Annotated in this window: 22 protein-coding genes and 1 pseudogene; 14 read left to right on the top strand and 9 right to left on the bottom strand. The window is 62.9% G+C overall.

Going from position 1 to position 21,857, the window contains the following annotated elements; all coding sequences use genetic code 11:
• The first annotated feature begins 342 nt into the window (after window positions 1-342).
• The 5 genes from JG739_RS07810 (at window position 343) to JG739_RS07790 (ending at window position 6,119) form a co-directional block, all read left to right on the top strand.
• Entirely contained in the window at window positions 343-1,599 is a 1,257-nt protein-coding gene (locus JG739_RS07810; RefSeq protein ID WP_202365970.1) for a CAP domain-containing protein, read from the top strand.
• Between the two features lie 78 nt (window positions 1,600-1,677).
• Window positions 1,678-3,438: a type I secretion system permease/ATPase gene (locus tag JG739_RS07805; RefSeq protein ID WP_244749735.1), complete on the top strand. Its 1,761-nt coding sequence runs from the start codon at window positions 1,678-1,680 to the stop codon at window positions 3,436-3,438.
• A 212-nt stretch (window positions 3,439-3,650) separates the two neighbouring features.
• Window positions 3,651-4,889, top strand: coding sequence for an HlyD family type I secretion periplasmic adaptor subunit (locus JG739_RS07800; RefSeq protein WP_446720542.1), 1,239 nt, complete (start codon window positions 3,651-3,653; stop codon window positions 4,887-4,889).
• A gap of 330 nt (window positions 4,890-5,219) precedes the next feature.
• Window positions 5,220-5,486, top strand: a complete 267-nt coding sequence (locus tag JG739_RS07795) for a hypothetical protein (protein ID WP_244749733.1) — start codon at window positions 5,220-5,222, stop codon at window positions 5,484-5,486.
• Window positions 5,487-5,609: 123 nt separating this feature from the next.
• The gene (locus JG739_RS07790; protein WP_202365966.1) at window positions 5,610-6,119 is read left to right on the top strand and encodes an NUDIX hydrolase; all 510 of its coding nucleotides are present in this window, start codon (window positions 5,610-5,612) and stop codon (window positions 6,117-6,119) included.
• Here JG739_RS07790 and JG739_RS07785 read toward each other — a convergent pair.
• The 5 genes from JG739_RS07785 to JG739_RS07765 all read right to left on the bottom strand — a co-directional run bounded on the left by JG739_RS07785 (window position 6,095) and on the right by JG739_RS07765 (window position 11,328).
• Entirely contained in the window at window positions 6,095-6,946 is an 852-nt protein-coding gene (locus JG739_RS07785; RefSeq protein WP_202365965.1) for a citryl-CoA lyase, read from the bottom strand. The two genes, JG739_RS07790 and JG739_RS07785, sit on opposite strands and share 25 nt — an antisense overlap.
• 10 nt (window positions 6,947-6,956) lie before the next feature.
• Window positions 6,957-8,141: a CaiB/BaiF CoA transferase family protein gene (locus JG739_RS07780; protein ID WP_202365964.1), complete on the bottom strand. Its 1,185-nt coding sequence runs from the start codon at window positions 8,139-8,141 to the stop codon at window positions 6,957-6,959.
• A 15-nt stretch (window positions 8,142-8,156) separates the two neighbouring features.
• Window positions 8,157-9,680, bottom strand: a complete 1,524-nt coding sequence (locus JG739_RS07775; protein WP_202365963.1) for a tripartite tricarboxylate transporter permease — start codon at window positions 9,678-9,680, stop codon at window positions 8,157-8,159.
• A 4-nt stretch (window positions 9,681-9,684) separates the two neighbouring features.
• Window positions 9,685-10,221, bottom strand: coding sequence for a tripartite tricarboxylate transporter TctB family protein (locus JG739_RS07770; protein WP_202365962.1), 537 nt, complete (start codon window positions 10,219-10,221; stop codon window positions 9,685-9,687).
• Between the two features lie 129 nt (window positions 10,222-10,350).
• Window positions 10,351-11,328 (bottom strand): Bug family tripartite tricarboxylate transporter substrate binding protein, encoded by a 978-nt coding sequence (locus JG739_RS07765; protein WP_202365961.1) that lies wholly within the window; start codon window positions 11,326-11,328, stop codon window positions 10,351-10,353.
• A 204-nt stretch (window positions 11,329-11,532) separates the two neighbouring features.
• On the opposite strand from JG739_RS07765, the gene JG739_RS07760 reads away from it, so the two are divergent.
• Window positions 11,533-12,312 carry an IclR family transcriptional regulator gene (locus JG739_RS07760; RefSeq protein WP_202367372.1) on the top strand — a complete coding sequence of 260 codons (780 nt, stop codon included), beginning with the start codon at window positions 11,533-11,535 and terminating at the stop codon, window positions 12,310-12,312.
• Between the two features lie 49 nt (window positions 12,313-12,361).
• Here the strand turns inward: JG739_RS07760 and JG739_RS07755 are convergent, their stop codons facing one another.
• Entirely contained in the window at window positions 12,362-12,901 is a 540-nt protein-coding gene (locus JG739_RS07755) for a GNAT family N-acetyltransferase (protein ID WP_202365960.1), read from the bottom strand.
• A 218-nt stretch (window positions 12,902-13,119) separates the two neighbouring features.
• Between JG739_RS07755 and JG739_RS07750 the strand changes: the two genes are divergently transcribed.
• Window positions 13,120-13,575, top strand: coding sequence for a DUF2214 family protein (locus tag JG739_RS07750; RefSeq protein WP_202365959.1), 456 nt, complete (start codon window positions 13,120-13,122; stop codon window positions 13,573-13,575).
• On the opposite strand, the gene nth is transcribed toward JG739_RS07750, so the two are convergent.
• A complete protein-coding gene (nth, locus tag JG739_RS07745; RefSeq protein WP_202365958.1) occupies window positions 13,569-14,372 on the bottom strand; it encodes an endonuclease III in 804 nt (267 codons plus the stop codon). The two genes, JG739_RS07750 and nth, sit on opposite strands and share 7 nt — an antisense overlap.
• Before the next feature lie 22 nt (window positions 14,373-14,394).
• Between nth and JG739_RS07740 the strand changes: the two genes are divergently transcribed.
• From JG739_RS07740 to JG739_RS07720, 5 genes and pseudogenes are all read left to right on the top strand, one after another.
• Window positions 14,395-14,889: a DUF2244 domain-containing protein gene (locus JG739_RS07740; protein WP_202365957.1), complete on the top strand. Its 495-nt coding sequence runs from the start codon at window positions 14,395-14,397 to the stop codon at window positions 14,887-14,889.
• A gap of 224 nt (window positions 14,890-15,113) precedes the next feature.
• Complete coding sequence (locus JG739_RS07735; protein WP_202365956.1) at window positions 15,114-15,992, top strand: methylated-DNA--[protein]-cysteine S-methyltransferase; 879 nt, start codon at window positions 15,114-15,116, stop codon at window positions 15,990-15,992.
• 239 nt (window positions 15,993-16,231) lie between these two features.
• The gene (locus JG739_RS07730; RefSeq protein ID WP_202365955.1) at window positions 16,232-17,143 is read left to right on the top strand and encodes a ribokinase; all 912 of its coding nucleotides are present in this window, start codon (window positions 16,232-16,234) and stop codon (window positions 17,141-17,143) included.
• A 5-nt stretch (window positions 17,144-17,148) separates the two neighbouring features.
• Window positions 17,149-18,596: pseudogene (locus tag JG739_RS07725) on the top strand (amidase).
• A gap of 110 nt (window positions 18,597-18,706) precedes the next feature.
• The gene (locus JG739_RS07720; RefSeq protein WP_202365954.1) at window positions 18,707-19,321 is read left to right on the top strand and encodes a LysE family translocator; all 615 of its coding nucleotides are present in this window, start codon (window positions 18,707-18,709) and stop codon (window positions 19,319-19,321) included.
• A 67-nt stretch (window positions 19,322-19,388) separates the two neighbouring features.
• Here the strand turns inward: JG739_RS07720 and JG739_RS07715 are convergent, their stop codons facing one another.
• Entirely contained in the window at window positions 19,389-20,330 is a 942-nt protein-coding gene (locus JG739_RS07715) for a nucleoside hydrolase (protein WP_202365953.1), read from the bottom strand.
• 141 nt (window positions 20,331-20,471) lie between these two features.
• On the opposite strand from JG739_RS07715, the gene JG739_RS07710 reads away from it, so the two are divergent.
• Together JG739_RS07710 and JG739_RS07705 are read left to right on the top strand one after the other, a co-directional pair.
• Window positions 20,472-20,897, top strand: a complete 426-nt coding sequence (locus JG739_RS07710; protein WP_023797450.1) for an Hsp20 family protein — start codon at window positions 20,472-20,474, stop codon at window positions 20,895-20,897.
• A gap of 63 nt (window positions 20,898-20,960) precedes the next feature.
• Window positions 20,961-21,218 carry a BQ00720 family protein gene (locus JG739_RS07705; RefSeq protein ID WP_202365952.1) on the top strand — a complete coding sequence of 86 codons (258 nt, stop codon included), beginning with the start codon at window positions 20,961-20,963 and terminating at the stop codon, window positions 21,216-21,218.
• Between the two features lie 88 nt (window positions 21,219-21,306).
• Here JG739_RS07705 and ptsN read toward each other — a convergent pair whose 3' ends face one another.
• Window positions 21,307-21,771, bottom strand: coding sequence for a PTS IIA-like nitrogen regulatory protein PtsN (gene ptsN / locus JG739_RS07700; protein ID WP_023797448.1), 465 nt, complete (start codon window positions 21,769-21,771; stop codon window positions 21,307-21,309).
• Between the last annotated feature and the right edge of the window lie 86 nt (window positions 21,772-21,857).

Raw genomic sequence — 21,857 nt, 5'->3', positions numbered from 1 at the left:
ATCGCATTGGTCTAGCCAACTGGCGCGCGTCTACCATAGGCCGCCTGTTGCGGCTGATCCAGCGCTCCACAACCAAGCGTCCCGGTTGCAAGGCGAAGCCGACTTGATCAGCTTTTCGTGGCGCGCGTCGCGCGAACGCGCAGGGTGGCTGTACTACAACTAGGTGGTTGCATTACAATATGAAATTTTACGTTATCGGGTTTCCGCAAATTCTCTTTAACAAAATCATGGTTAACAGGTGCTTGCCGCAGGTTAGCCACAGTCGGCTTTTACCGAGCAGCATGGGGGAAATTCTACAGCTGGCGGGACCGTCCAAAAACGAAACAGTGGAGCGACGACCTAATGCCGCAACATAGCGCACATGAACAATATCTACTTGAACTTATCAACGCGGCGAGGGCTAAGGCCGGCGTGCAGCCGCTGGCCTTTGACAATGACCTCAGCGAGGCGGCTGAGGGGCACAGCAGATGGATGCTTGCAACCGACACCTTTTCTCACACCGGGTCGGGAGGATCCTCACCCACCCAGCGTATGAAGGCGGCTGGCTACACCCTCGCGGGCTCCTGGGCGACAGGGGAGAACATCGCATGGGCTACGACCAGGTCGCCGGCAGGCTATAATGACGAGATTCAGCTTCTGCACAACAACCTGATGAACTCCTCGGGTCATCGTGCCAACATCCTCAACGCGAACTTCCGCGAGGTAGGGCTTGGATTCGAGGTTGGCGATTACCGGGGGCGCTCCAGCGGTTTCGTGACGGAGAATTTCGCCAAGACCGGATCAGACCTGTTCCTGACCGGTGTGGCGATCGACGACAAGGACGGGGACAAGTTCTACGATCCCGGTGAAGGCCTATCCGGTCTCACCATCACAGCGAAGAGTTCGACGGGCACGACGTTTACGACGAAGACCATGGCCGCTGGCGGATACGACCTCGCGCTCAAGCCGGGCACCTACACAGTGACCTTCTCGGGGGCGGGCATCGAAGCTTCGACGCGCACCGTCTCTGTCGGGAGCAAGAACGTCAAACTCGATCTCGTCGACCCGAAGCAGGGAGCCGTCGCTGCCGTTCAGGATGAACCGGCGGCCGCTTCCGATCCGGCGCCGCAGCAGGACCCGACACCAACGGCGCAAGCTGAACCGGCCCCGACGCCAACCGCGCAAGCTGAACCGGCCCCGACAACGCCGCCGGTTTCTGGGCAGCCGGATTCTGGGCAGCCGGATTCTGGCTCCCAGTGGCTTGCAAACTTCTTCAGCAAACACGGCGCAAACTTCCGGTCCGACCAGACCTTGGCCGAACATGAGGAGGCTGAAGGAACCCCTGGCACGGCTAAGGAGAGTGGTGCACAGGTGGCGCTTGACGGCGATAACATCGTGTTTCCACAACTCGCGAACGCCCGGGGTCAACTTGACGACGCTATCGAACAGGTCCGCGACGATGCATCGACCGCGTTGGCAACTGCGGGCGATTCGAGGCCGGCATTTGATTGGGCAGAATACGCACATACGCAGGCGGGCGATGCCGACGCGCTGGCTGCGAAGCTCATCGAGCAACTGTCTGCGCATAACAACAGCATGATCGCCGATCAGGCCGCGTAGCCGATGCCGGACGATGCGGGCTTGCAGTTATGGGCCCGCATCGCCTGCTGACGCATGCGGCTGTTCGAGGGGACATCGATGTCACAATCAAGCTTAGAGAGACTCCGCCCATCGAGGGCGAAGTCCGAATTGGCTGCCTGCCTGGCGCATTTCCGGCGCGCCTTTTTGGCGGTGGCGGGTTTCAGCGGCCTTATCAACGTGCTGATGTTGTCCGGCTCGGTGTTCATGCTGCAGGTCTACGACAGGGTCCTGCCCAGCCGTAGCGTGCCGACGCTGGTGGCTCTGATCCTGCTGATCTCGATTCTTTATTTTTTTCTAAGTGCTCTCGACGCGATCCGCGGCCGGGTGCTGGCGCGTATCGGCAGCGGACTCGACGAGCGCCTGAGTGAACGGACCTACCGCGTGATGTCGCAACTGCCCTTGGCCAGAGGCCGCTCGGGCGAGGGCATGCAGCCGGTGCGCGATCTCGATCAAATCGGCAGCTTCCTGGCCAGCGGTGGTCCCGCCACTCTTTTCGACCTGCCGTGGATGCCGCTTTATCTCGGACTCTGCTTTGCCTTCCATCCTTGGCTCGGCCTGGCTGCGCTGATTGGGGCGATCCTGCTTTTGGCATTGACCGTGCTCACCGAGAAAACGGTCCGCCGTCCAGCAACCGAAATGTCTGGATATGCCGGAGCGCGCAGCAATATCGCGCTGGCAAGCATCCGTAACGCCGAAGTGCTCGAAGCGATGGGCATGAGATCCACCCTGGCCTCGCGCTGGGCGGAAGCAAACGGCAAATACAGGCAGGCGCAGATGCGCGCCAGCGATGTCGCAGGTTCATTCGGCGCGCTCTCCCGCGGCCTTAGGATGCTGCTGCAATCAGTCGTTCTCGCGATCGGCGCGTATTTGGTGATCGGCCAGGAAGCCACGCCTGGTATCATCATCGCAAGTTCCATTCTCACTGCGCGAGCGTTGGCGCCGGTCGAACTCGCGATTGCGCACTGGAAGAACTTTCTTGCCGCCAGGCAAGGCTGGCGCCGGCTGAACGAACTTTTCACCCAGTTCCCTGCCACAGAGGATCGCTTGCAGCTGCCGCCGCCGCGGACCGAACTCTCGGTTGAAGGGGTCAGTGTCGTCCCGCCAGGCGAAAGCCGTTTTGTCGTACAGGACATTGCGTTTTCGCTGAGCGCCGGCTCCGCGCTCGGTGTCATCGGTCCGAGTGCATCGGGCAAATCGTCGCTGGCGCGGGCGCTCGTCGGCGTCTGGCCGGCTGCGCGTGGTAAAATCCGCCTGGACGGCGCCGCCATCGAACAGTGGCCGGCTGAGGCATTGGGGCGGCATATCGGGTATCTGCCGCAAGATGTCGAACTTTTCGCAGGCACCATTGCTCAAAATATTGCCCGCTTTGATCCTTCTCCGGATCCGGCAACCATTATCGCGGCGGCCAAGACCGCGGGCATGCACGAAATGATCCTGCGCTTGCCTCGCGGATACCAGACCGAGATCGGCGAAGGCGGCGCGTCGCTTTCAGCAGGACAGCGGCAGCGCATCGGACTGGCCCGCGCGCTTTATGGTGATCCTTTCCTCGTCGTTTTGGATGAACCGAACTCAAATCTGGACGCTGGAGGCGAGCAGGCTTTGACCCAGGCGATCCTTGCAGTCAAACGGCGGCACGGCGTGGTTGTCGTAATCGCCCATCGTCCAAGTGCCCTGGCGGCAGTGGACCTTTTACTTGTTCTCGACTCCGGCCGTCAGCACGCATTTGGGTCGAGGGATCTGGTCGTGCGGGGCGTGACGCCGAGCTCGCCCGTGGGAACGCTTAAAGCAGTTGCCCCGGAGGAAAAGGCATCAGGATGAATTTATTTCATGATCGATCGCTCTCTGGCGCACGTAACGGCGTGACGGAGATGATACCGCATATTCGTGCCGGAGCGAGCCATCTGGCGGGCGTCAAGGGCAAAATCGGCGGGCTGCTGTTCGTTCGGGCCAGCCTCCAAACCGAAGCGCGATCGCAGCCGACGCAGAACGACTTATCCCTTCGCCGGTATATGCTTCTTGGCGCCGCAACCGTGGCGCTGCTTGTCGGCGGCCTTGGTGCATGGGCCGCAACGACGGAATTGTCAGGCGCCGTAATCGCTTCCGGCCATGTCGCAGTGGAATCCAACGTCAAGGCTGTTCAGCATCCAAGCGGCGGCGTTGTCGGTGCGATCAACGTGCGCAACGGCGATGAAGTCAAAGCAGGCGATATTTTGCTTCGTCTCGACGACACGCTTACACGCGCCAATCTCGCCGTCATAACCAATACTCTGGACGAACTCTCGGCGCGGGAGGCGCGCCTCACAGCGGAGCGTGAGGGTGCCGAGGCGATAGCCTTTTCCGAGGATCTCACCAGCCGCTCCTCTGTTGGACATGTGGCGCGTGTGATCGGCGGAGAGCAGAAACTTTTCGCTTTGCGCCGGGGAGCTTACCGTGCCCAAATCGAGCAACGTAGGCAACGGGTGAGCCAGCTCAGGGAGGAGATATCGGGCCTCGAGGCACAAAGAGCGGCCAAGGAGCACGAGATTGCGTTGGTCCGCGACGAGATCAAGGGCGTCAGGGGCCTTTGGCAAAAGAAACTCGTCCAGCGGTCGCGTCTGCTGGACCTGGAGCGGGGCGAGGCCCAGATCGAGGGAGGGCGCGGCCAGCTCGTCGCTGCGATAGCCGAAGCGAACGGCAGAATCAGTGAAACGGAAATGGCCATCATCCAGATCCAGCAGGATTGGCGCAGCGAGGTCGCGAAAGAATTACGCGAAACCGAGGCTCGAACCACAGAATTGGCAGAACGAAAGATCGCCGCGGAGGAATTGCTTAGACAGACCGATATTCGTTCACCCCAGAACGGACGGGTGCATCAGCTTGCGATCCATACGGTCGGCGGCGTCGTCACTGCCGGCGAGCCAATCATGATGATTGTCCCGACCGCTGACGAAATGACTGTGGACGCACGCATCGCGCCGCAAGACATCGATCAGGTCCAGCCCGGCCAGCTTGTCCATCTGCGACTGTCGGCGTTCAGCCAGCAGGTCACGCCGGAAATCGAAGGACATGTAGCAACGGTTTCTCCCGACCTCATCGAAGACGAGCAAAACGGACTATCCTACTACACCGTGCGGATCAGGCTTGACGAAGGCAAGCTTGGCTCGTTGGATCCAGAAAGCCTCAAGCCGGGCATGCCGGTGGAGGCGTTCATGCGCACGACCGATCGCACCGTCATCTCGTTTCTGATGAAGCCGTTGACCGACCAGATCAGCCGCGCATTCCGCGAATAGTCGCGCAGCTGGGCTATCGCCGTGCCGTGGCCAACGGCTCCGGGGAACGCAGCGCGCTTTTCGACTGTGCGATGCTGTCCAATCCAGGCCTGAAAGGCATGGAACTGCAGGATGCCCTCCAGCTTCTTGTCGTCGGCCTCGTACACATCGGTCGACGGGCTTAGCGCCCTGACTGGCCAGCGCGCCAATTCCGCTTCGGCGTGAGGTTTAAGCCATGGCATCATCAGACAAACGCCCTATATAATCGCAGGGTTCTGTTTCGTGCGGGCCCAAGGTTCTGTTTCGTAAGGGAATGGATGGATGTCGCCGCTTCGTGTTTCGACGATCTTGATGCTGGCAACCCTGGCAACAGCGATGCTGGCGGGTGCGGCTGTCTCCGCCCAGAACGTCACTCCTGCCAATCGCAATACGGTGGTCCTGCAAGGCGAATTGCAGATGCTGGAGAACAGGCTGCGGCGGCAGCAATATCAGCAGCAGCAACAGCAGTACCGTGCCCAGGATCGCGTGGTCGTGCCGCAACGGCCTGATGTGCCGCAGATGAAGCCTACTTGCCAGTTGCGGCGGTCGGGCAGCCGCTTCATCAGCGTCTGCCGCTAATGGCCCAGCGTTTTCTTAGCCGATATGCTTGAACGCCGCTCTACTTAAAGTAGCATCGTGGGCGGTTTTGATTTTCGCAACGTGCCTTTGCGCTTGGGCACTGCCCTGATTGGATCGCCGGCAATGGCAGCCACCAAGAAGAAGGTCGTGCGCAAGGCGAGGAAGGGCGAGCGGATCCGTCAGGTCGCGGCGATTCCCTTTCGGCTGAGCGAGAGTGGCGACGTCGAGGTGATGTTGGTCACCTCGATATCGACAAGGCGCTTTATCGTGCCCAAGGGCTGGCCGATGAAGGGCAAGAGCGGGCGCAAGGCAGCCACCATCGAAGCGCGGGAGGAAGCCGGCGTCCTCGGCAAGACGCTGAAGCAGCCGGCCGGCACCTATTCCTACTGGAAGCGTCTGACGAACCGCTTCGTCCGCGTCGACGTCACCGTCTACCTGCTGGCGGTGACGGAGGAACTGGCCAACTGGCAGGAAGCCAAAAGGCGGCAGCGGGCATGGCTGGCGCCGGCAGACGCAGCCGTGCTTATCGACGAGCCCGATCTTTCAACGCTACTGAAGAACCTGAAAATTCCCCAGCCAGCGCCCGCCGGCGAACTTGGACCAAGGTCTCAGTTGGCGTCGTCTTCTGCCTGAGGAAAAGGCCGCACCGGCGTGCCCGTATAGGCCCATAACCATTCGCGCGGCAGTGGTCCTTTGTTGCGGTCGCTCTGTTGCGACTGTTCCCACGCATGCGCCAGGATGCCGACCGAGCGCGACAGCACGAAAAGACCGCGTGTCAGCGGCGGCGGAAAGCCGAGCTCGCCATAGATGACGGCGGTGGCGCCGTCGATGTTGAGCGGGATCTTCTTGCCCTTGCGCCGCGCGACCTCGCCCTCGACAGCCTCGGCGATGTCGGCGAAACGTCCACTGACGATGCCGCGTGCGGCAAAATCGCGGGTCATCTCGATGAGGCGCGGGGCCCGCGGATCGACCGGATGGAAGCGGTGACCGAGCCCTGGCACATAGGACTTTTCCTCGTCGAAAAAACGATCGAGCCGCGCCACGACGGCATCGCCAAGCGTCACGCCTTCGTCCACTGCCGCAGCGATGTCACCATAGAAGGCAAGCGCCTGCTCACCGGCGCCGCCATGCACGTCGCCCAGCACATTGATGGCTGAAGCCATGGCGCTGTTGATGCCGACGCCGCAAGTGGCCGCCATGCGGGCAATGGCGATCGACGGCGCCTGCGGCCCGTGATCGACGGCTGCCCCCAGCGCGATGCCGAGCAGCGCCGCCTGCTCCTCACCAGGCAATTCGCCGCGCAGCATCAGCCAGATCATCGCCGGAAAACTGATGCGGCCGATCAGGTCCTGGATCTCATAGCCGCGCAGCCGGATCACGCCGGGGCGCATTTCGATGATATCGGTCTGCCACCATTCCTCGCCGCGCTCGCGGCCGGTCTTTTTCCCGACGTTGCTCATGTTCTGCCGCTCATGCCTGCGCTCTTGTCTTGATGCGCGGCGGCAGACTGGCAAACACCTCGTTCATATGCTCGCCCAGCGTTGGCGGCGGCCTGGCCGGCAACGGCGCTGCGCCATCGACCATGAACCCGCCGCGCACGACGGTCAGCGGCCGATCCATCTTCGGCATGCCATCGAAGCGGGCGGTCATCTCGCGCTCGATCACTTGCTGCTCGGCCAGCACCTGCGGGATCGTCAGCACCCTGCCCGCCGGCACGCCTGCGCGATTGAGCGTCTCCTCCCAGGCTGCGGCCGAGTTGTTCTCCAGGGCATCCTCGATCAGCGCCTTCAAGGCGATGCGATTGCGCTTGCGCGTCTCGCGCTCGGCAAAGCGCGGGTCCGACGCCAGCTCCGGCAGCCCGACCAGCCGGCAGAGCGTGACGAACTGCTCCTGCTTGTTGGCGGCGATGTTGAGCAGACCGTCGCCGGTGCGAAACGTGCCGGAAGGTGCCGCCGTCATGTTCTCGTTGCCCATCGGCTGCGGCTCGACGCCTGCCGTCAGATAGTTGGAGACCGGCCAGCCCAGCGCGGAAAGCGTGCATTCGAGCATCGAAACGTCGAGGAAAGCGCCCTCGCCTGTTGTCTTCTGCTTCACAAGTGCCGCCGTGATGGCGAACGCCCCAACCAGCCCACCCAGCGTGTCGGCGACCGGATAACCGACACGCAACGGCGCGGTCTCAGGTGTGCCGGTAATGCTCATGATGCCCGAAAGACCCTGGATGATCTGGTCGTAGGCCGGATTGTCGCGCATCGGCCCGGTCTGGCCGAAGCCCGAAATCGCGCAATAGACAAGACTGGGGCGGACCTCTTTCAGCCTGGCATAGCCGAGGCCCAGCCGATCCATCACGCCGGGGCGGAAATTCTCGACCAGCGCATCGGCGGAGGCGACCAGATCGAGGAAGCGTTCGCGATCAGCCTCTTGCTTGAGATCGAGCACCACCGATCGTTTGCCGGCGTTCTGCGCCAGGAACGAAGCGCCCATGCCGGTGCTGTTGAGTTCCGGCGAGCCGCCGAGCTGGCGCGCCAGATCGCCGCCTTGCGGCGCCTCGACCTTGATCACATCGGCCCCGAGCAGCGCCAGCTGATAGGCACAATAGGGGCCAGCCAGAACATTGGTCAAGTCGAGGACGCGGATGCCGGACAGCAGATCGGTCATGATGTCACAAACAGGTCAGGCATCGCCCGGTACGTGTTCCGGTCCACGCATGCGCCGGCGTTCGATGTAAGCGTAGATATGCGGCCCGATCAACCCGATGAACGCCAGCGTCAGCAGCGTCAGCGACAGCGGTTGTTTGTAGAACACCGACCAGTCGCCGTTCGAGATGGTCATCGCGCGGCGGAACTGCGTTTCGGCGAGCGGCCAGAGGATCATGCCGATGATGACCGGCGCCGTCGGGAAATCGAAGCGCCGCATCAGGAATCCGGCCCCGCCGAGTAGATAGAGGATGACGAGGTCGGTCGGCGACTGAGAAATACCGTAGGTGCCGACCGTGGCGAACACCAGGATGCCGGCATAGAGCTGCGGCGCCGGGATTTTCAGCAGCCGCACCCAAAGCCCGATCAGCGGCAGGTTGAGGATGACGAGGATGATGTTGGCGATGAACAGGCTGGCGATCAGCCCCCAGACCAGATTGGCCTGCGTCATGAACAGCATCGGCCCGGGATTGATGCCATAGCTCTGGAAGGCCGACAGCATGATCGCGGCCGTCGCCGAAGTCGGCAGCCCAAGCGTCAGCATCGGCACCAGCACGCCGGCGGCCGATGCGTTGTTGGCGGCTTCCGGTCCGGCAACGCCTTCGATGGCGCCGACCGTGCCGAACTCCTCCTTGTGCTTGGAGAGCTTCTTCTCGACTGCATAGGACAGGAAGGTCGGGATTTCGGCGCCGCCGGCCGGCAGGGCGCCGATCGGGAAGCCGAGCAGAGCGCCGCGAAACCAAGCCTTCGACGAGCGTGCCCATTCGGCCGCTGTCATGTAGAGCGAGCCCCTCAGCGGCACGATCTCGTCCTTGCCGGCATAGCGGCGCGAGGCCATGTAGAACGTCTCGCCGACCGCAAACAGGCCGACGGCGACGACGATCACGTCGACGCCATCGAGCAATTGGCTCATGCCGAAGGTGAAGCGCGGTTGCCCGGTCTGCAGGTCGACGCCGATCATGCCGATGACGAAGCCGACGAAAAGGCTGGTCAGGCCACGCACCGACGACGAGCCGAGCACCGCCGAAACCGTGATGAAGGCCAGCACCATCAGCGAGAAATATTCGGCCGGGCCGAAAGACAGCGCGAATTTGACCACGACCGGGGCCAGGAAGGCGACACCCAGCGTGCCCAGTGTACCGGCGACGAAGGAGCCGATCGCCGAGGTGGCAAGTGCAGCGCCGCCGCGGCCGGAACGGGCCATCCTGTTGCCTTCCAGCGCAGTGACGATGGTCGCGCTTTCACCCGGCGTGTTGAGCAGGATCGATGTCGTCGAACCGCCATACATGGCGCCGTAATAGATGCCGGCAAACAGTATAAAGGACGCTTCCGGCGCCACCTGATAGGTGATCGGCAAAAGCAGCGCGATGGTCAGCGCCGGTCCGAGGCCGGGCAGCACGCCGATCGCTGTCCCCAGTGTCGTGCCGAGCAGGCACCACATGAGATTGACCGGCGTAAAGGCGACCGAAAATCCGTGCGCGAGATTGCTGAGCGTTTCCATGGCTTCAGCCTCTCAACATATGGATAACCGAATCGAGACCGATGTTCAGCTGGTTCTCGATGAAGCCGGCGCCGATATTGACGCCGAGCGCCCGGGCGAAGCCGAAATAGGCGGCAAGCGCAAGGACCAGGCCGAGCAGCACGTCACGCAGCGGATGTCTGCTGCCAAACCCGTGGCAGATGAGAACGAACATGATCACCGAGGCTGCGGTGAAGCCAAGCGGCTGGATCAGAACAAGGTTCGCGACCAGTCCGATGGCGACGATGCCCATCGCCTTCCAGTCGGTCGGCGTTTCCTTTTCTTCTTCCGGCTGCCAACCGCCCCGCAGGGCGGCGACGATCAGCAGGAGGGAAAGGATCGTCATGCCTATCATGGTGATGTAAGGGAAGACGGTCGGGCCGACCTTGGAATAGAGCGGCGACACCGGAATCGACAGCGTCTGCCAGGCTACTGCGCCGGCGCAGGCGAGAAGCCCGATGCCGATCAGCAATTCGGGCACGGCAAGGCGCGGCGGCGCCGCCTGCTGGTCGCTGGTGCTCATAATCGTCCTCCCTGGATAGCCGGTCTCCCACGGCCGACCTCACCGCAGTTTCACTCGCGCCGGATCGTATGTCCATGCGGCTGGCGAACATCGGAAAGGGGCAGTGCTTACCGCCCCTCTCCGAGGACATCAGGCAAGGCCGAGGTCCTTGAGGATGGCTGCGATCCGAGCCGTGTCTTCGGCGAGAAATTTCGCATAGTCGTCGCCGGTGAGCAGGATCTGCGTCCAGTTGCGGTTTTTGCATTCGGTGGCCCAGGCTTCGCTTTTGGCCATCGTCTCGACCAACGTGATCATCGCCGCCTTGTCGGCATCGGAAACGCCCGGCGGTGCGAAGACGCCGCGCCAGTTGAACAGTTCGACATCGATGCCGGCTTCCTTCAGCGTCGGTGCGTCGATGCCTTCCTGGCGCTTGTCCGCGGAAATGGCGAGCAGCCGAAGCGCGCCTGCCTTGACCTGTTCGGAGAACTCGCCGTAGCCGGAGATGCCGGCCGCGACCTGGTTGCCGAGAAGCGCCGACAATGCCTCGCCGCCACCGGCGAACGGCACGTAGGAGAGGTTGGCTGCCGGAACACCGACCGTGTTGGCGATAAGGCCGAACAATATGTGGTCCGAGCCGCCGGCCGAACCGCCAGCCACCGGAACCTTGGTCGGATCGGCCTTGAGGGCGGCGACGAAATCCGCTGCTGTCTTGAACGGCGAGGCCGCCGGCACCACCAGTGCCTCGAATTCGCCGGTGAGGCGGGCGATCGGCGTGACCTCGGTGAGATTATTGGCCGATTTGTTGGCGATGATGGCGCCTACCATGACCATGCCGGCAACCATCAGCGAGTTGCCCTTGCCGTTCCACTGGCTGATGAATTGCGGCAGGCCGACTGTGCCGCCGGCGCCGCCGACATTGGTGATCTGCGAACCGGAGATCAGCTTCTCACTGCGCAGCACCTGGTCCATCGTGCGCGCCGTCTGGTCCCAGCCGCCGCCGGGCGCTGCCGGCACGAAGATCTGGATCTGCGGTGCGTCCTGCGCGAAAGCGGGCGAGAGATGCAAGGCTGCGAAACCGGCGACGCCGGCAGCGGCGGTGCTCGTTAAAAATCTGCGTCTGTTCAGCATGGGATTCCTCCAATCACGACACCTCCTCCGGTGCCTGCCAGCAACGTAGCCTGAATTCAGACCCGCTCGACAAAAATTCATGCAGTCTTTGTATCGTTCTGTCAACCGGAATGGCATTCTGCTGGACAGAACTGTCCGGATGCGGCACAATTGTTCCGATCGGCCCTTCTGTCCAACTGGGAACGGAACGACGTGGTCAAGCGGATAACCGTAACACAATCCAAGCCTACGTCGACCAACGGCGTTGCCGCGCTCGACCGTGCGATCGCCATCCTCGATGCTTTCGCTGCTGCCGACCGCTCGCTCAGCCTGGCTGAGATCGCGGCGCGCACCGGACTCTACAAGAGCACGATCCTGAGGCTGGCGAACTCGTTGCTGCGCGGGCAATTGCTGGAGCGTCTCGACGACGGCCGCTACCGTGTCGGCCCTGCTACCTTTCGGCTGGGCGCGGTATACCAGCGTTCGGTGGTGGCGATCGACATCCTGCTGCCGATCATGCGAGATCTGGCTGAGCGAAGCTGGGAAAGCGTCGCTTTCTATGTCCGTTCGGGCGACATGCGCACCTGTCTTTACCGCGTCGAGTCCAAGCATCCGATCCGCTACACCATCCGGGAAGGCGACGTGCTGCCCCTGCTGGCTGGTACGGGCGGCCGCGTGCTTGCGGCGTTTTCCGGTCAGCAGGGCGAGCCATACGAGACGATCCGCAAAACCTACCATTGTTTGTCGGTCGGCGATCGCGACCCCGAGACGGCGGGCGTCTCGGCACCAGTGTTCGGGCCGGGGCACACCCTGCTCGGTGCGTTGACGCTGTCCGGCCCGAGCACACGCGTCGACGCGGCCTTTCTGCAACGCATGAAAAATCCGCTGATCGAGGCGGCCGCGCGCGCCACCCGCGCTTTCGGCGAAGACGCCTCGATGCTCGAACAGGCTGCCAGCAAAGCCGGTGCCGCAGCGGAAGGCCCGGTGCTGAAGCGGCAAGCCTAGAAAGCCTCGGCCCGGCCCGATCAGAACCACAGGCTGACAGGCCGCAACCCTAGGGCTGCCGTTCCAGCAGAATCGTCGCATTGTCGTGATAGGTGGTCCGCAACACTTCGCTATAGCCGCATTTGGCCGCGACGCTCAGCGAAGCGGTGTTTTCCGGATCGATGATGCAGACGGTCCTTGCGCGCCCGAATGCCTCGTCGCCCCAGGCGAGAGCCAGTCTGACGACTTCGCTGGCGAACCCTTTGCCATGTGCGCTCGGGACCAGCGCCCAACCGGCTTCCGGAACGCCTTCGATCGACGGCACCATGTCGCGCTTCAGATCGTGGAAGCCGGCCTCGCCGATGAAGCGGCCGGATGCCTTGTCCTCGATCGCCCAGAAGCCGTAGCCCAGCAGCGACCACAGGCCGGCATGACGCAGGAAGCGCATCCAGCTTTCCTCGCGCGTGCGCGGCTTGCCGCCGATGAAGCGGGTGATCTCCGGATCGGCCCACATGGCGACATAGGCATCGAAATCGTCGAGTTGGTGCGGCCGCAGCACGGTGCGCGGCGTTTCAATGACGGGAGCGACAAGCGCCTGTGGATTGATCATGTGTCGTGCCTCGGTTGCGTTAGTTTGCCTCCCCGGGGGGTGCTCGGCGGTTCTGGGGGACAGCGATATGCGACAGAGATCCAAATCGCCTGCACCAGACAAGAGCCAAAGCCTGTGCAGATCATCTTCCAGCCCAATGTGAATCCTGCCCAGCGGTGCTACTTTTCACCAGCAGCTGATTCAGCGTCCGCTGTGCCGTACGACGGAGGGAAAAGGGCATGGATACCACGGATCTTCTGCTTGCTATCTTTCATCATCTGCTGGTGTTTTCACTGGCCGGCATCATCGGCGCCGAATTTGTCCTGATCCGCGGCGATCTGCCCGCCACGACGCTTCGGCGGCTTGTCGGCATCGATCGCCATTACGGCATCATCGCCATGCTGATCATCGTCGTCGGCATCGGACGCGTCATCTACGGCCTGAAGGGTTGGGAATTCTATGTCTACAACTGGGTGTTCTGGGCAAAGATGGCGGCCTTCGTCACCGTCGGCCTGCTGTCGATCATCCCGACGGTCCGCTTTGCGTCCTGGAGCAGGCAGGCCCCGGCCAACCCCGGCTTTCAGGTGCCGGCAGCGCAACTTGCATCCGTTCGAACTTATGTCCGCGCCGAAGCCGTGATCTTCCTGCTGATCCCGGTCTTCGCCGCGGCGATGGCGCGCGGCTACGGCTACTGAATTTCGCTTAACGGTTCGAGCGGCGCAATTTCGACCAGCGGCGCCGGAATATCATTGGTCTTCTCCTCGGCCTTGCAGATGTCGGCGATGACACAGATCGGGCAATCCGGTTTGCGCGCCTTGCAGACATAGCGACCATGCAGGATCAGCCAGTGATGGGCATGGCGCATATATTCCTCCGGAATTATCCTCAACAGCCCCTGCTCGACCTGTTCCGGCGTCTTGCCGGGCGCCAGCCGCAGCCGGTTACCGATGCGAAAGATATGTGTGTCGACCGCCATCGTGTGCTGGCCGAAGGCCATGTTGAGCACGACATTGGCGGTCTTGCGCCCGACGCCCGGCAGCTTGACCAGTTGGTCGCGATCGTCGGGCACTTCGCCGCCATGGTCGCGGATCAGCGCCTCCGACAGCGCGATGACGTTCTTGGCCTTGTTGCGCCAGAGCCCAACGGTCCGGATATAGTCGCCGACCTTGGCTTCGCCGAGAGCCAGCATCTTTTGCGGCGTGTCGGCGACCTTGAACAGCGCCCGCGTTGCCTTGTTGACGCCGACATCGGTCGCCTGTGCCGAAAGCACCACCGCCACCAGCAGCGTGAAGGCGTTGACGTGTTCGAGCTCACCCTTCGGTTCGGGCCGCTGAACGGAGAAGCGTCGGAAAATCTCGTGCACTTCGGCCGGACTGTAAAGCGAATGGGACCGTACCGGCCGGGCACGCGGTTTGGCGTTCGATCCGTCGCGTCGGCCGGGGAGCAGTTCATTTTTGGGTGTAGAGGGATTTTTGGACTTGGGGCTCGTCATCCCCTTCCTATAATATTCCGGCATGAGCGACACAAACGCCTCATTTCAGGCCGACGAGCCAATCTTCCAGGCGTTGCTGATACCGCATCGGTCGCTGGGCAAAACCGGCTTTGCCATCCTGATGGGCGCCCTGCTGATCGGCTCGTTGGTCACCGGAGCGTTTTTCCTGTCGCGCGGCGCCTGGCCGGTGTTCGGCTTCCTGGGTCTCGACGTCATCGCCGTCTACATCGCCTTTCGCGCCAATTATCGTGCCGCCCGCGCCCGTGAGGAAGTGTCGGTCTCGCGCACCAGCCTCGACATCCGCAAGACCGCGCCATCAGGCAAATCGGAAGCACATCGCTTCAATCCGTTCTGGGCGCGTTTTTCGGTCGCCCGCCACGCCGAAATCGGCATCACCAGGATGGCGGTGGAAGCACAAGGCCAGAATGTCCCGATCGGCGGCTTCCTCAATCCCAACGACCGCGAGAGCTTTGCGTCAGCCTTTTCGCGCGCCCTGGCGACGGCGAAAGCGCGCTGATGTGAGCGAACCGCCTCGTTCGCGAACCGGTTCTGCAGTGCCTCATAACCGGTCATCGGCCAAAAACGGTAATCGGCAGCGTCTACTTCTCCTTGCTGGGATGAACCTTTTTGCCAGCCATCGTCGGCTCCTTGCTCGAAGCTGGGTGCACATGACGAGGAGGCAAGTTTCGGGTGGTGATCGGAGCCGCGAAGGACGATATTCACGGTCAAGGAGATAGTCCGATGAACGCACAGACAGCTATTCTGAAGCAAGACATCACACCAGAAGGCGGTGACTACGAAGTTGTTCGGCGCGCGATCGAGAAGATCAGCCTTGACTATCGTGACCAGCCGTCGCTCGAAATACTGGCCGCGGAAGTCGGCGAGACGCCTACCGGGCTGCAGAAGCTCTTCACCCGTTGGGCCGGCCTGTCGCCCAAAGCGTTTTTGCAGGCGGTCACGCTCGACCACGCGCGCAAACTGCTCGATTCCGGCATGCCGCTGCTCGAGGCTTCTTTCGAGGTCGGCATGTCAGGCCCCGGCCGCTTGCACGACCTTTTCGTCACCCACGAAGCGATGTCGCCGGGCGACTACAAGACGCGCGGCGCCGGGCTGACGATCCGCTACGGCTATCATATCTCGCCTTTCGGCATCGCCCTGATCATGGTCACAGACCGCGGCCTTGCCGGCCTCGCCTTCAGCGATGCCGGCGACGAGCGCACGGCATTCGCCGACATGTCCGGCCGCTGGCCGAACGCAACCTATATCGAGGACATGGCCGCGACGGCGCCCTATGCGGCGCGCATCTTCGATCCGGCGCTGTGGCGCGCCGACCAGCCGCTGCGCGTCGTTTTGATCGGCACCGACTTCCAGGTCCGCGTCTGGGAGGCCCTGCTGCGCATCCCGATGGGCAAGGCCTGCACGTATTCCTCCATCGCCGCCGGCATCGGCGCACCGAGCGCCAGCCGGGCGGTGGGTGCCGCTGTCGGCGCCAATCCGATGTCCTTCGTAGTGCCGTGCCACCGGGCGCTCGGCAAGTCCGGCGCGCTCACCGGCTACCACTGGGGCCTGACCCGCAAACGCGCCATCCTTGGCTGGGAAGCGGGACAGGTCGGCTCTTGAAACCGCGCGCCAATCGTCGACGCCGGAGTTGCACTGAGAAGCGCGCTCAAACCTGACGCGATTAGCTCGCACGGTCTGGCAAGCGGCGGCCTTACGGAGTAGCTTCCCGCGCAATTAGAGCGACGTGCGTCCCATTCGGACGCACAAAGTACGCTCTAACACTTTAATCTACGCATCGTGCTATCCAAAAATCGATTCCGGTTTTCGGAAAGCACGATGCGTCAGCAGGGAGGCGCCACTTGATCATCGTTGTCGGCTCGATCAACCTCGACCTTATCGCCAATGTCGACCGCTTGCCGGCACCCGGCGAGACGGTCCGTGGCTCCGGTTTCGCCACCGCACCCGGCGGCAAGGGCGCCAACCAGGCGCTGGCCGCCGCGCGCGCCGGCGCCAGGGTGCGCATGGTCGGCGCGGTCGGCAAGGACAATTTCGCCAACGAAGCGCTGGCGCTGTTGCGGGACGGCAAGATCGACCTGTCCGGTGTCGGTGAAACCTTCGCCTCGACCGGCACGGCATTGATCATGGTCGCCGACGACGGTGAGAACGTCATTGCCGTGGTGCCGGGCGCCAATGATTCGGTCGTCACAGGCGACCTCTCCAAGGCTTTCATGAAGAAGGGCGATGTCGTGCTCCTGCAGCAGGAGATCCCGCTGCAGACTGTTGACGCAGCACTGGACGCGGCACGGGCGGCAGGCGCGGTTACCGTGCTCAACACGGCGCCGTTCCGCGCAGAGGCGGCCGCCTTCCTCGCCAAGGCCGATTATGTCGTCGCCAACGAAACCGAATTCGATCTCTATGGCGAGGCGCTGTCGCTGAGCGGTCGCGATCGCCCGGCGCGGATGCGCGATTACGCCGGGAAGACTAGCCGCACAGTCGTCGTCACGCTCGGCGGTGACGGCGTTCTGGCCGCAACGCCAGCCGATCTTCTGATGGTTCCGGCGTTGAACATCACTCCGGTCGACACGGTCGGCGCCGGCGACACGTTTTGCGGCTATTTCGCCGCCGGATTGTCATCCGGCCTGCCGCTCGACCAGGCGCTCACCCGTGCTGCAGCCGCTGGTTCTCTCGCTTGCCTGAAGCCCGGCGCCCAGCCGGCAATCCCGCTGGCGAAGGAAGTCGAGGCGGCGCTCCAAAATCCGCCAGCCAGGTGAGAGCCATGCGTCCGGCCACAAAACACCCCGTGCCGCCTGCCGGCGATATCTGCCGCCTGTCCGCGGTGGATCTTGCCGAGGCGATCCGGCGCCGGCAGTTGTCGGTGCGCGAGGTGGTGACGTCATTCCTCGACCGGATCGACGCCGTAACCCGCTGGTCAATGCCATCGTTTCGCTGCGCGACCGTGCCGACATCTTGCGCGAGGCCGACAGGGCAGACGCCCACCTGGCGCATGCAGGGCATGCCGGACCGCTGTTCGGCCTGCCGATCGCCATCAAGGATCTCGCGCAGACCAAGGGGCTCAGGACCAGCTTCGGCTCGCCAATCTTCGCCGATTTCGTGCCGCAGGAAGACGATTTCTTCGTCGAGCGCATTCGCAAGGCCGGCGCCCTCATCATCGGCAAGACCAATGTTCCCGAATTCGGCCTGGGCTCCAACACCTACAACACCGTGTTCGGCCCGACGCTCAATGCTTTCGATCCGGCCTTGACCGCCGGCGGTTCGAGCGGCGGCGCGGCGGTCGCGCTGGCACTCGACATGGTGCCTGTCGCCGACGGCAGCGACTTCGGCGGCTCGCTGCGCAACCCGGCCGCCTACAACAACGTTTATGGCCTCCGTCCGTCGCAGGGGCTAGTCCCGGCCGGCCCCGAGCTTGACGTCTTCCACGCCCAGATGGGCGTCGAAGGGCCGATGGGCCGCAGCGTGCGCGACATGGCGTTGCTGCTCGACGAGCAGGCTGGCTACGACCCTCGCGCGCCGCTCTCGCATCACAAGGCCGGGTCGTTCCTCGAAGGGCTGCAAACGCCGGCGGCCGGCGGCCGCATCGCCTGGCTCGGCGATCTCGGCGGTCATCTGCCGGTCGAACCCGGCATCCCTGAGCTTTGCGAGGCCGCTCTCGGCCGCTTCGCCGAGGCATCCTTTCAGACCGAAGCGCTGGTGCCGGATTTCGACTTCGAAGCGCTGTGGCAGGCCTTTGTGACGCTGCGCCAAGCGAGCAGCGGTTGTGCGCTCAAGGCGCATTACGACGATGCCGTGAAACGCAGTCTTTTGAAGCCGGAGGCCGTGTGGGAGGTGGAACAGGCGCTGCAACTCACGGCGCCTCAGATCCACGCCGCCACGGTGCGGCGCTCGTCCTGGCATCGAATTTTGCTGTCGCTCTTCGACCGCTTCGACCTGATCGCGCTGCCGACCGCCCAGGTCTTTCCCTTCGATGTCCTCACCCATTGGCCGACCCAGGTGGCCGGGCGTGCCATGGACAGCTATCACCGCTGGATGCAGGTGTCGGCGCTTGCCACGCTGGGCGGCTGCCCGGCGGTCAACGTACCGGCCGGCTTCGATGGCAGAGGCAGGCCGATGGGCATGCAATTGATCGGGCGGCCGCGCGGCGATATGGCCGTGCTGAGAGCGGCGGCAGCCTACGAGACGACGCTACCGTGGCTGGCTGGAGCCTAAAATCCAGGTCAAGGTTGCCGGCGACATCTCCTGCCGGCTTGCAGCCGCGTTACTGTCATGCATTGATCGCAGTCAGCCGTGTCGCGAAGCCGCATACTGTCGAGGAAATCATGTCGCTGGAACTCTATGCCACCTATCTCGTCGCCTGCCTTGTCATCATCCTGGTACCCGGACCGACGGTCACTCTGATCATCGCCAACAGCATCCGCCATGGCGCTCGCGCCGGCCTCGCCAACGTCGCCGGCACGCAGGCCGGACTGGCGATCATGATCGCCATTGTCGGCATCGGATTGACCTCGCTGATCGCCGGAATGGGCCATTGGTTCGAATGGGTCAGGCTGATCGGTGCCGCCTATCTGATCTGGATGGGTGTGCAGATGTTCCGCTCCAAGGGCAAACTGAACGCCGACGGATCGGCGAAGACACCGCGCGGCGGCTTCTTCCTGCAGGGCCTGCTGGTGGCGATCAGCAATCCCAAGACGCTGGTGTTCTTCGGCGCCTTCTTTCCGCAGTTCATCGCCCCTGACGGCAACTATGGGTTGCAGATCGGCGTGATGGGCCTCACCGCCATGATCTTTGCCGCCGTATCGGATTCGACCTACGCGCTGGCCGCCGGCCGCGCCGGACGCCTGCTTTCGGCCGGCCGCGTCAAGCTGCTGTCCAGAATCAGCGGCAGCTTTCTGGTCGGCGGCGGCCTATGGCTGGCGTTTTCAAAGGCGAAGTGAGCGGCACTCTTTTCCCTCTCCCCTGTAGGAGAAGTTTCCCTCTCCCCTGTAGGAGAAGGAAGAAGCGCTAAAGCCGGCCCAGCCTTTCCAGCAGCAGGGCGAACAACGCATCGTGGTCGATGTCGCGCATGACCATGGCGTTGTTCGGCCGTTTGGTCACGCCCCACCAGTCGATCACGGTCATGCCCATGGTGAGCTCCGAGGCGGTTTCCACAGCGACGTTGCAGTTGCGGCCCCTGAACAGCTCGGGTTTCAACAGATAGGCGATAACGCAAGGGTCGTGCAGCGGGCCGCCGTCGGTGCCGTATTTCTCCTCATCGAAGCGCTCGAAGAATTCCAGCATCTCCGTCGTAGCCGTGCCGACCCTGGTGCCGAGCTTGCGGAAGGCCTGGGTCCGCTTGGCGGTGGTCAGCGCCTTGTGGGTGACGTCGAGCGGCATCATGACGATCGGAATGCCGGATTTGAATACGACATCGGCGGCATGCGGGTCGACATAGATGTTGAATTCGGCGGTCGGGGTGACGTTGCCGCCTTCGAAGAAGCCGCCGCCCATCAGCACGATTTCCTTGATGCGCGGCGCAATCTTCGGCTCGCGGATCAGCGCCAGCGCGATGTTGGTGAGCGGCCCGAGCGCGCACAGGGTGATTGTGCCGCTCTCTTCCTTCATCAGCGTCTCGACGATGAAATCGACCGCGTACTGGTCCTGTAGCTGCATTGTCGGTTCGGGCAATTGCGGTCCGTTGAGCCCGGTCTCGCCATGCACCTCCTCGGCGGTTACCAGTTCGCGCGCCAGCGGCCGGATGGCGCCGGCATAGACCTTGATGTCAGGCCGGCCGGCCAGTTCGCAAATCTTGCGTGCATTCTTTTCGGTGAGTCTCAGCGGCACGTTGCCGGCGACGGCGGTCATACCGACGATCTCCAGCTCGGCGCTGCCGAGCGCCAGCAATATGGCGACGGCATCATCCTGGCCGGGATCCGTGTCGATGATGATCTTGCGGGATTGGGGCATTTCAATTCCTTTTAGGGAGTCTTTTTGGGCGGGGATTTTGACGGCTTGAACTCGACCGCCGGGCGGACCATATCAAGACCACCGGGAAAAATGCCATACGGGTTTTTCCACTTTATGTCGCTCTTGAGAGGACAGTGTAACATGAGCCGAATGACGCCTTTTTCCAGCCCGCTTCTCCTGGGTTTCGACGCGATGGAAAAGACCCTGGAGCGTCTGGCGAAGTCGGGTGACAGCTATCCTCCTTACAACATCGAGCGCCTCAGCGGTGCCGACGGCAAGGCCGAAAGGCTGCGTATCACGCTCGCTGTCGCCGGTTTCGCCGAAAACGACCTCGATGTGACCACGGAGGAGAACCAGCTGGTCGTGCGCGGCCGTCAGAACGATGACACCGAGCGTGAATTTCTTCATCGCGGCATTGCCGCGCGCCAGTTCCAGCGCTGTTTCGTGCTGGCCGACGGTATGCGGGTGATCGCGGCGGAGCTGAAGAACGGTCTTTTGTCGATCGACCTCGATCGGCCCGAGTCCGAACGGCTGGTACGGAAAATAAACATATCGGTGAAAGACTGATTTTTACCGATTGCTCTCATGCGAGGCGGCCTTGAACGGGATCCTCGCGGCAAGGAGGCTTAAATGACCAGAACTGACGAGAATCTTATCATGACCAGCGGCGAATTCGCCCATCTCGGCGAAGGCTCGGTCGCCTATCTCAGGAAAGTGTCGAGCGACGATCTGCGCGGCCGTTTCCCGGGCCTCGGCGAAATCGCGCCCGGGCTGGAACTGTGGGCGCTGTTCGCCGCCAACGGCCAGCCGATCCTGCTTTCGGACGCTCGCGAGCGGGCGCTGGCCGGCGCCCTGGAAAACGACCTGATCCCGGTCGCGATCCACTAAGTCGCCATCCACTAACAAGACGGCGTAGCGATCTGGTTGGAACGGGAGGGCCTCGCGGCGGCCCTTTAACCGAACTGATCGAGAAAGCTCAGGCCGCGTGCGAGGCTTGTGTATCCGATAAAAGCGCGTGGATCGCGGCGGCGTCGCGGGTGCCCCTGATCTTGGCCACCGTGTCGGCGTCGCGCAGCACCCGCGCGATGCGCGACAGCGCTTTGAGATGGTCGGCCCCGGCGCCTTCGGGCGCCAAAAGCAGGAACACCAGATCGACCGGCTGGTCGTCCAGAGCCTCGAAATCGACCGGCGTCTCCAGACGGGCGAAAACCCCGGCGATCCGCTTCACCCCGGCCAGCTTGCCATGCGGAATGGCAATGCCGTTGCCGACACCGGTCGAGCCCAGCCGTTCACGCTGCAGGATGGTGTCGAACACCTCCCTTTCCGGAATGCCGGCAATCGCCGCCGCCCTTTCGGACAGCATTTGCAGCAGTTGCTTCTTGGAGTTCGCCTTCAACGCCGGCAAGATTGCCGGAACGTTGATAAGATCGCTCAGGTCCATACTTGAAATCCCTTGTTCGCCTGCCGTCGCCAGCCCTCACTCTCGCGTGCGGCTGGTGCCTTATCCCAGTGCGGCCTTGGCCGACA

This window comes from Mesorhizobium sp. L-2-11, assembly GCF_016756595.1.
GTDB lineage: Bacteria > Pseudomonadota > Alphaproteobacteria > Rhizobiales > Rhizobiaceae > Mesorhizobium.
The sequence above is the reverse complement of the archived record's forward strand: the minus strand, read 5'-3'. Positions and strand labels throughout refer to the sequence as shown.

What these genes read in the sequence shown, in the direction of transcription:
- JG739_RS07705 (WP_202365952.1), top strand. Translation starts at nt 20,961, where the DNA reads ATGACCAGAACTGACGAGAATCTTATCATGACCAGCGGCGAATTCGCC.
- nth (WP_202365958.1), bottom strand. Translation starts at nt 14,372, where the DNA reads ATGACGAGCCCCAAGTCCAAAAATCCCTCTACACCCAAAAATGAACTG.
- JG739_RS07785 (WP_202365965.1), bottom strand. Translation starts at nt 6,946, where the DNA reads ATGAGCAACGTCGGGAAAAAGACCGGCCGCGAGCGCGGCGAGGAATGG.
- JG739_RS07775 (WP_202365963.1), bottom strand. Translation starts at nt 9,680, where the DNA reads ATGGAAACGCTCAGCAATCTCGCGCACGGATTTTCGGTCGCCTTTACG.
- JG739_RS07735 (WP_202365956.1), top strand. Translation starts at nt 15,114, where the DNA reads ATGAACGCACAGACAGCTATTCTGAAGCAAGACATCACACCAGAAGGC.
- JG739_RS07715 (WP_202365953.1), bottom strand. Translation starts at nt 20,330, where the DNA reads ATGCCCCAATCCCGCAAGATCATCATCGACACGGATCCCGGCCAGGAT.
- JG739_RS07810 (WP_202365970.1), top strand. Translation starts at nt 343, where the DNA reads ATGCCGCAACATAGCGCACATGAACAATATCTACTTGAACTTATCAAC.
- JG739_RS07780 (WP_202365964.1), bottom strand. Translation starts at nt 8,141, where the DNA reads ATGACCGATCTGCTGTCCGGCATCCGCGTCCTCGACTTGACCAATGTT.
- JG739_RS07720 (WP_202365954.1), top strand. Translation starts at nt 18,707, where the DNA reads ATGTCGCTGGAACTCTATGCCACCTATCTCGTCGCCTGCCTTGTCATC.
- JG739_RS07755 (WP_202365960.1), bottom strand. Translation starts at nt 12,901, where the DNA reads ATGATCAATCCACAGGCGCTTGTCGCTCCCGTCATTGAAACGCCGCGC.
- JG739_RS07750 (WP_202365959.1), top strand. Translation starts at nt 13,120, where the DNA reads ATGGATACCACGGATCTTCTGCTTGCTATCTTTCATCATCTGCTGGTG.
- JG739_RS07790 (WP_202365966.1), top strand. Translation starts at nt 5,610, where the DNA reads ATGGCAGCCACCAAGAAGAAGGTCGTGCGCAAGGCGAGGAAGGGCGAG.
- JG739_RS07765 (WP_202365961.1), bottom strand. Translation starts at nt 11,328, where the DNA reads ATGCTGAACAGACGCAGATTTTTAACGAGCACCGCCGCTGCCGGCGTC.
- JG739_RS07740 (WP_202365957.1), top strand. Translation starts at nt 14,395, where the DNA reads ATGAGCGACACAAACGCCTCATTTCAGGCCGACGAGCCAATCTTCCAG.
- ptsN (WP_023797448.1), bottom strand. Translation starts at nt 21,771, where the DNA reads ATGGACCTGAGCGATCTTATCAACGTTCCGGCAATCTTGCCGGCGTTG.
- JG739_RS07710 (WP_023797450.1), top strand. Translation starts at nt 20,472, where the DNA reads ATGAGCCGAATGACGCCTTTTTCCAGCCCGCTTCTCCTGGGTTTCGAC.
- JG739_RS07770 (WP_202365962.1), bottom strand. Translation starts at nt 10,221, where the DNA reads ATGAGCACCAGCGACCAGCAGGCGGCGCCGCCGCGCCTTGCCGTGCCC.
- JG739_RS07795 (WP_244749733.1), top strand. Translation starts at nt 5,220, where the DNA reads ATGCTGGCAACCCTGGCAACAGCGATGCTGGCGGGTGCGGCTGTCTCC.
- JG739_RS07805 (WP_244749735.1), top strand. Translation starts at nt 1,678, where the DNA reads ATGTCACAATCAAGCTTAGAGAGACTCCGCCCATCGAGGGCGAAGTCC.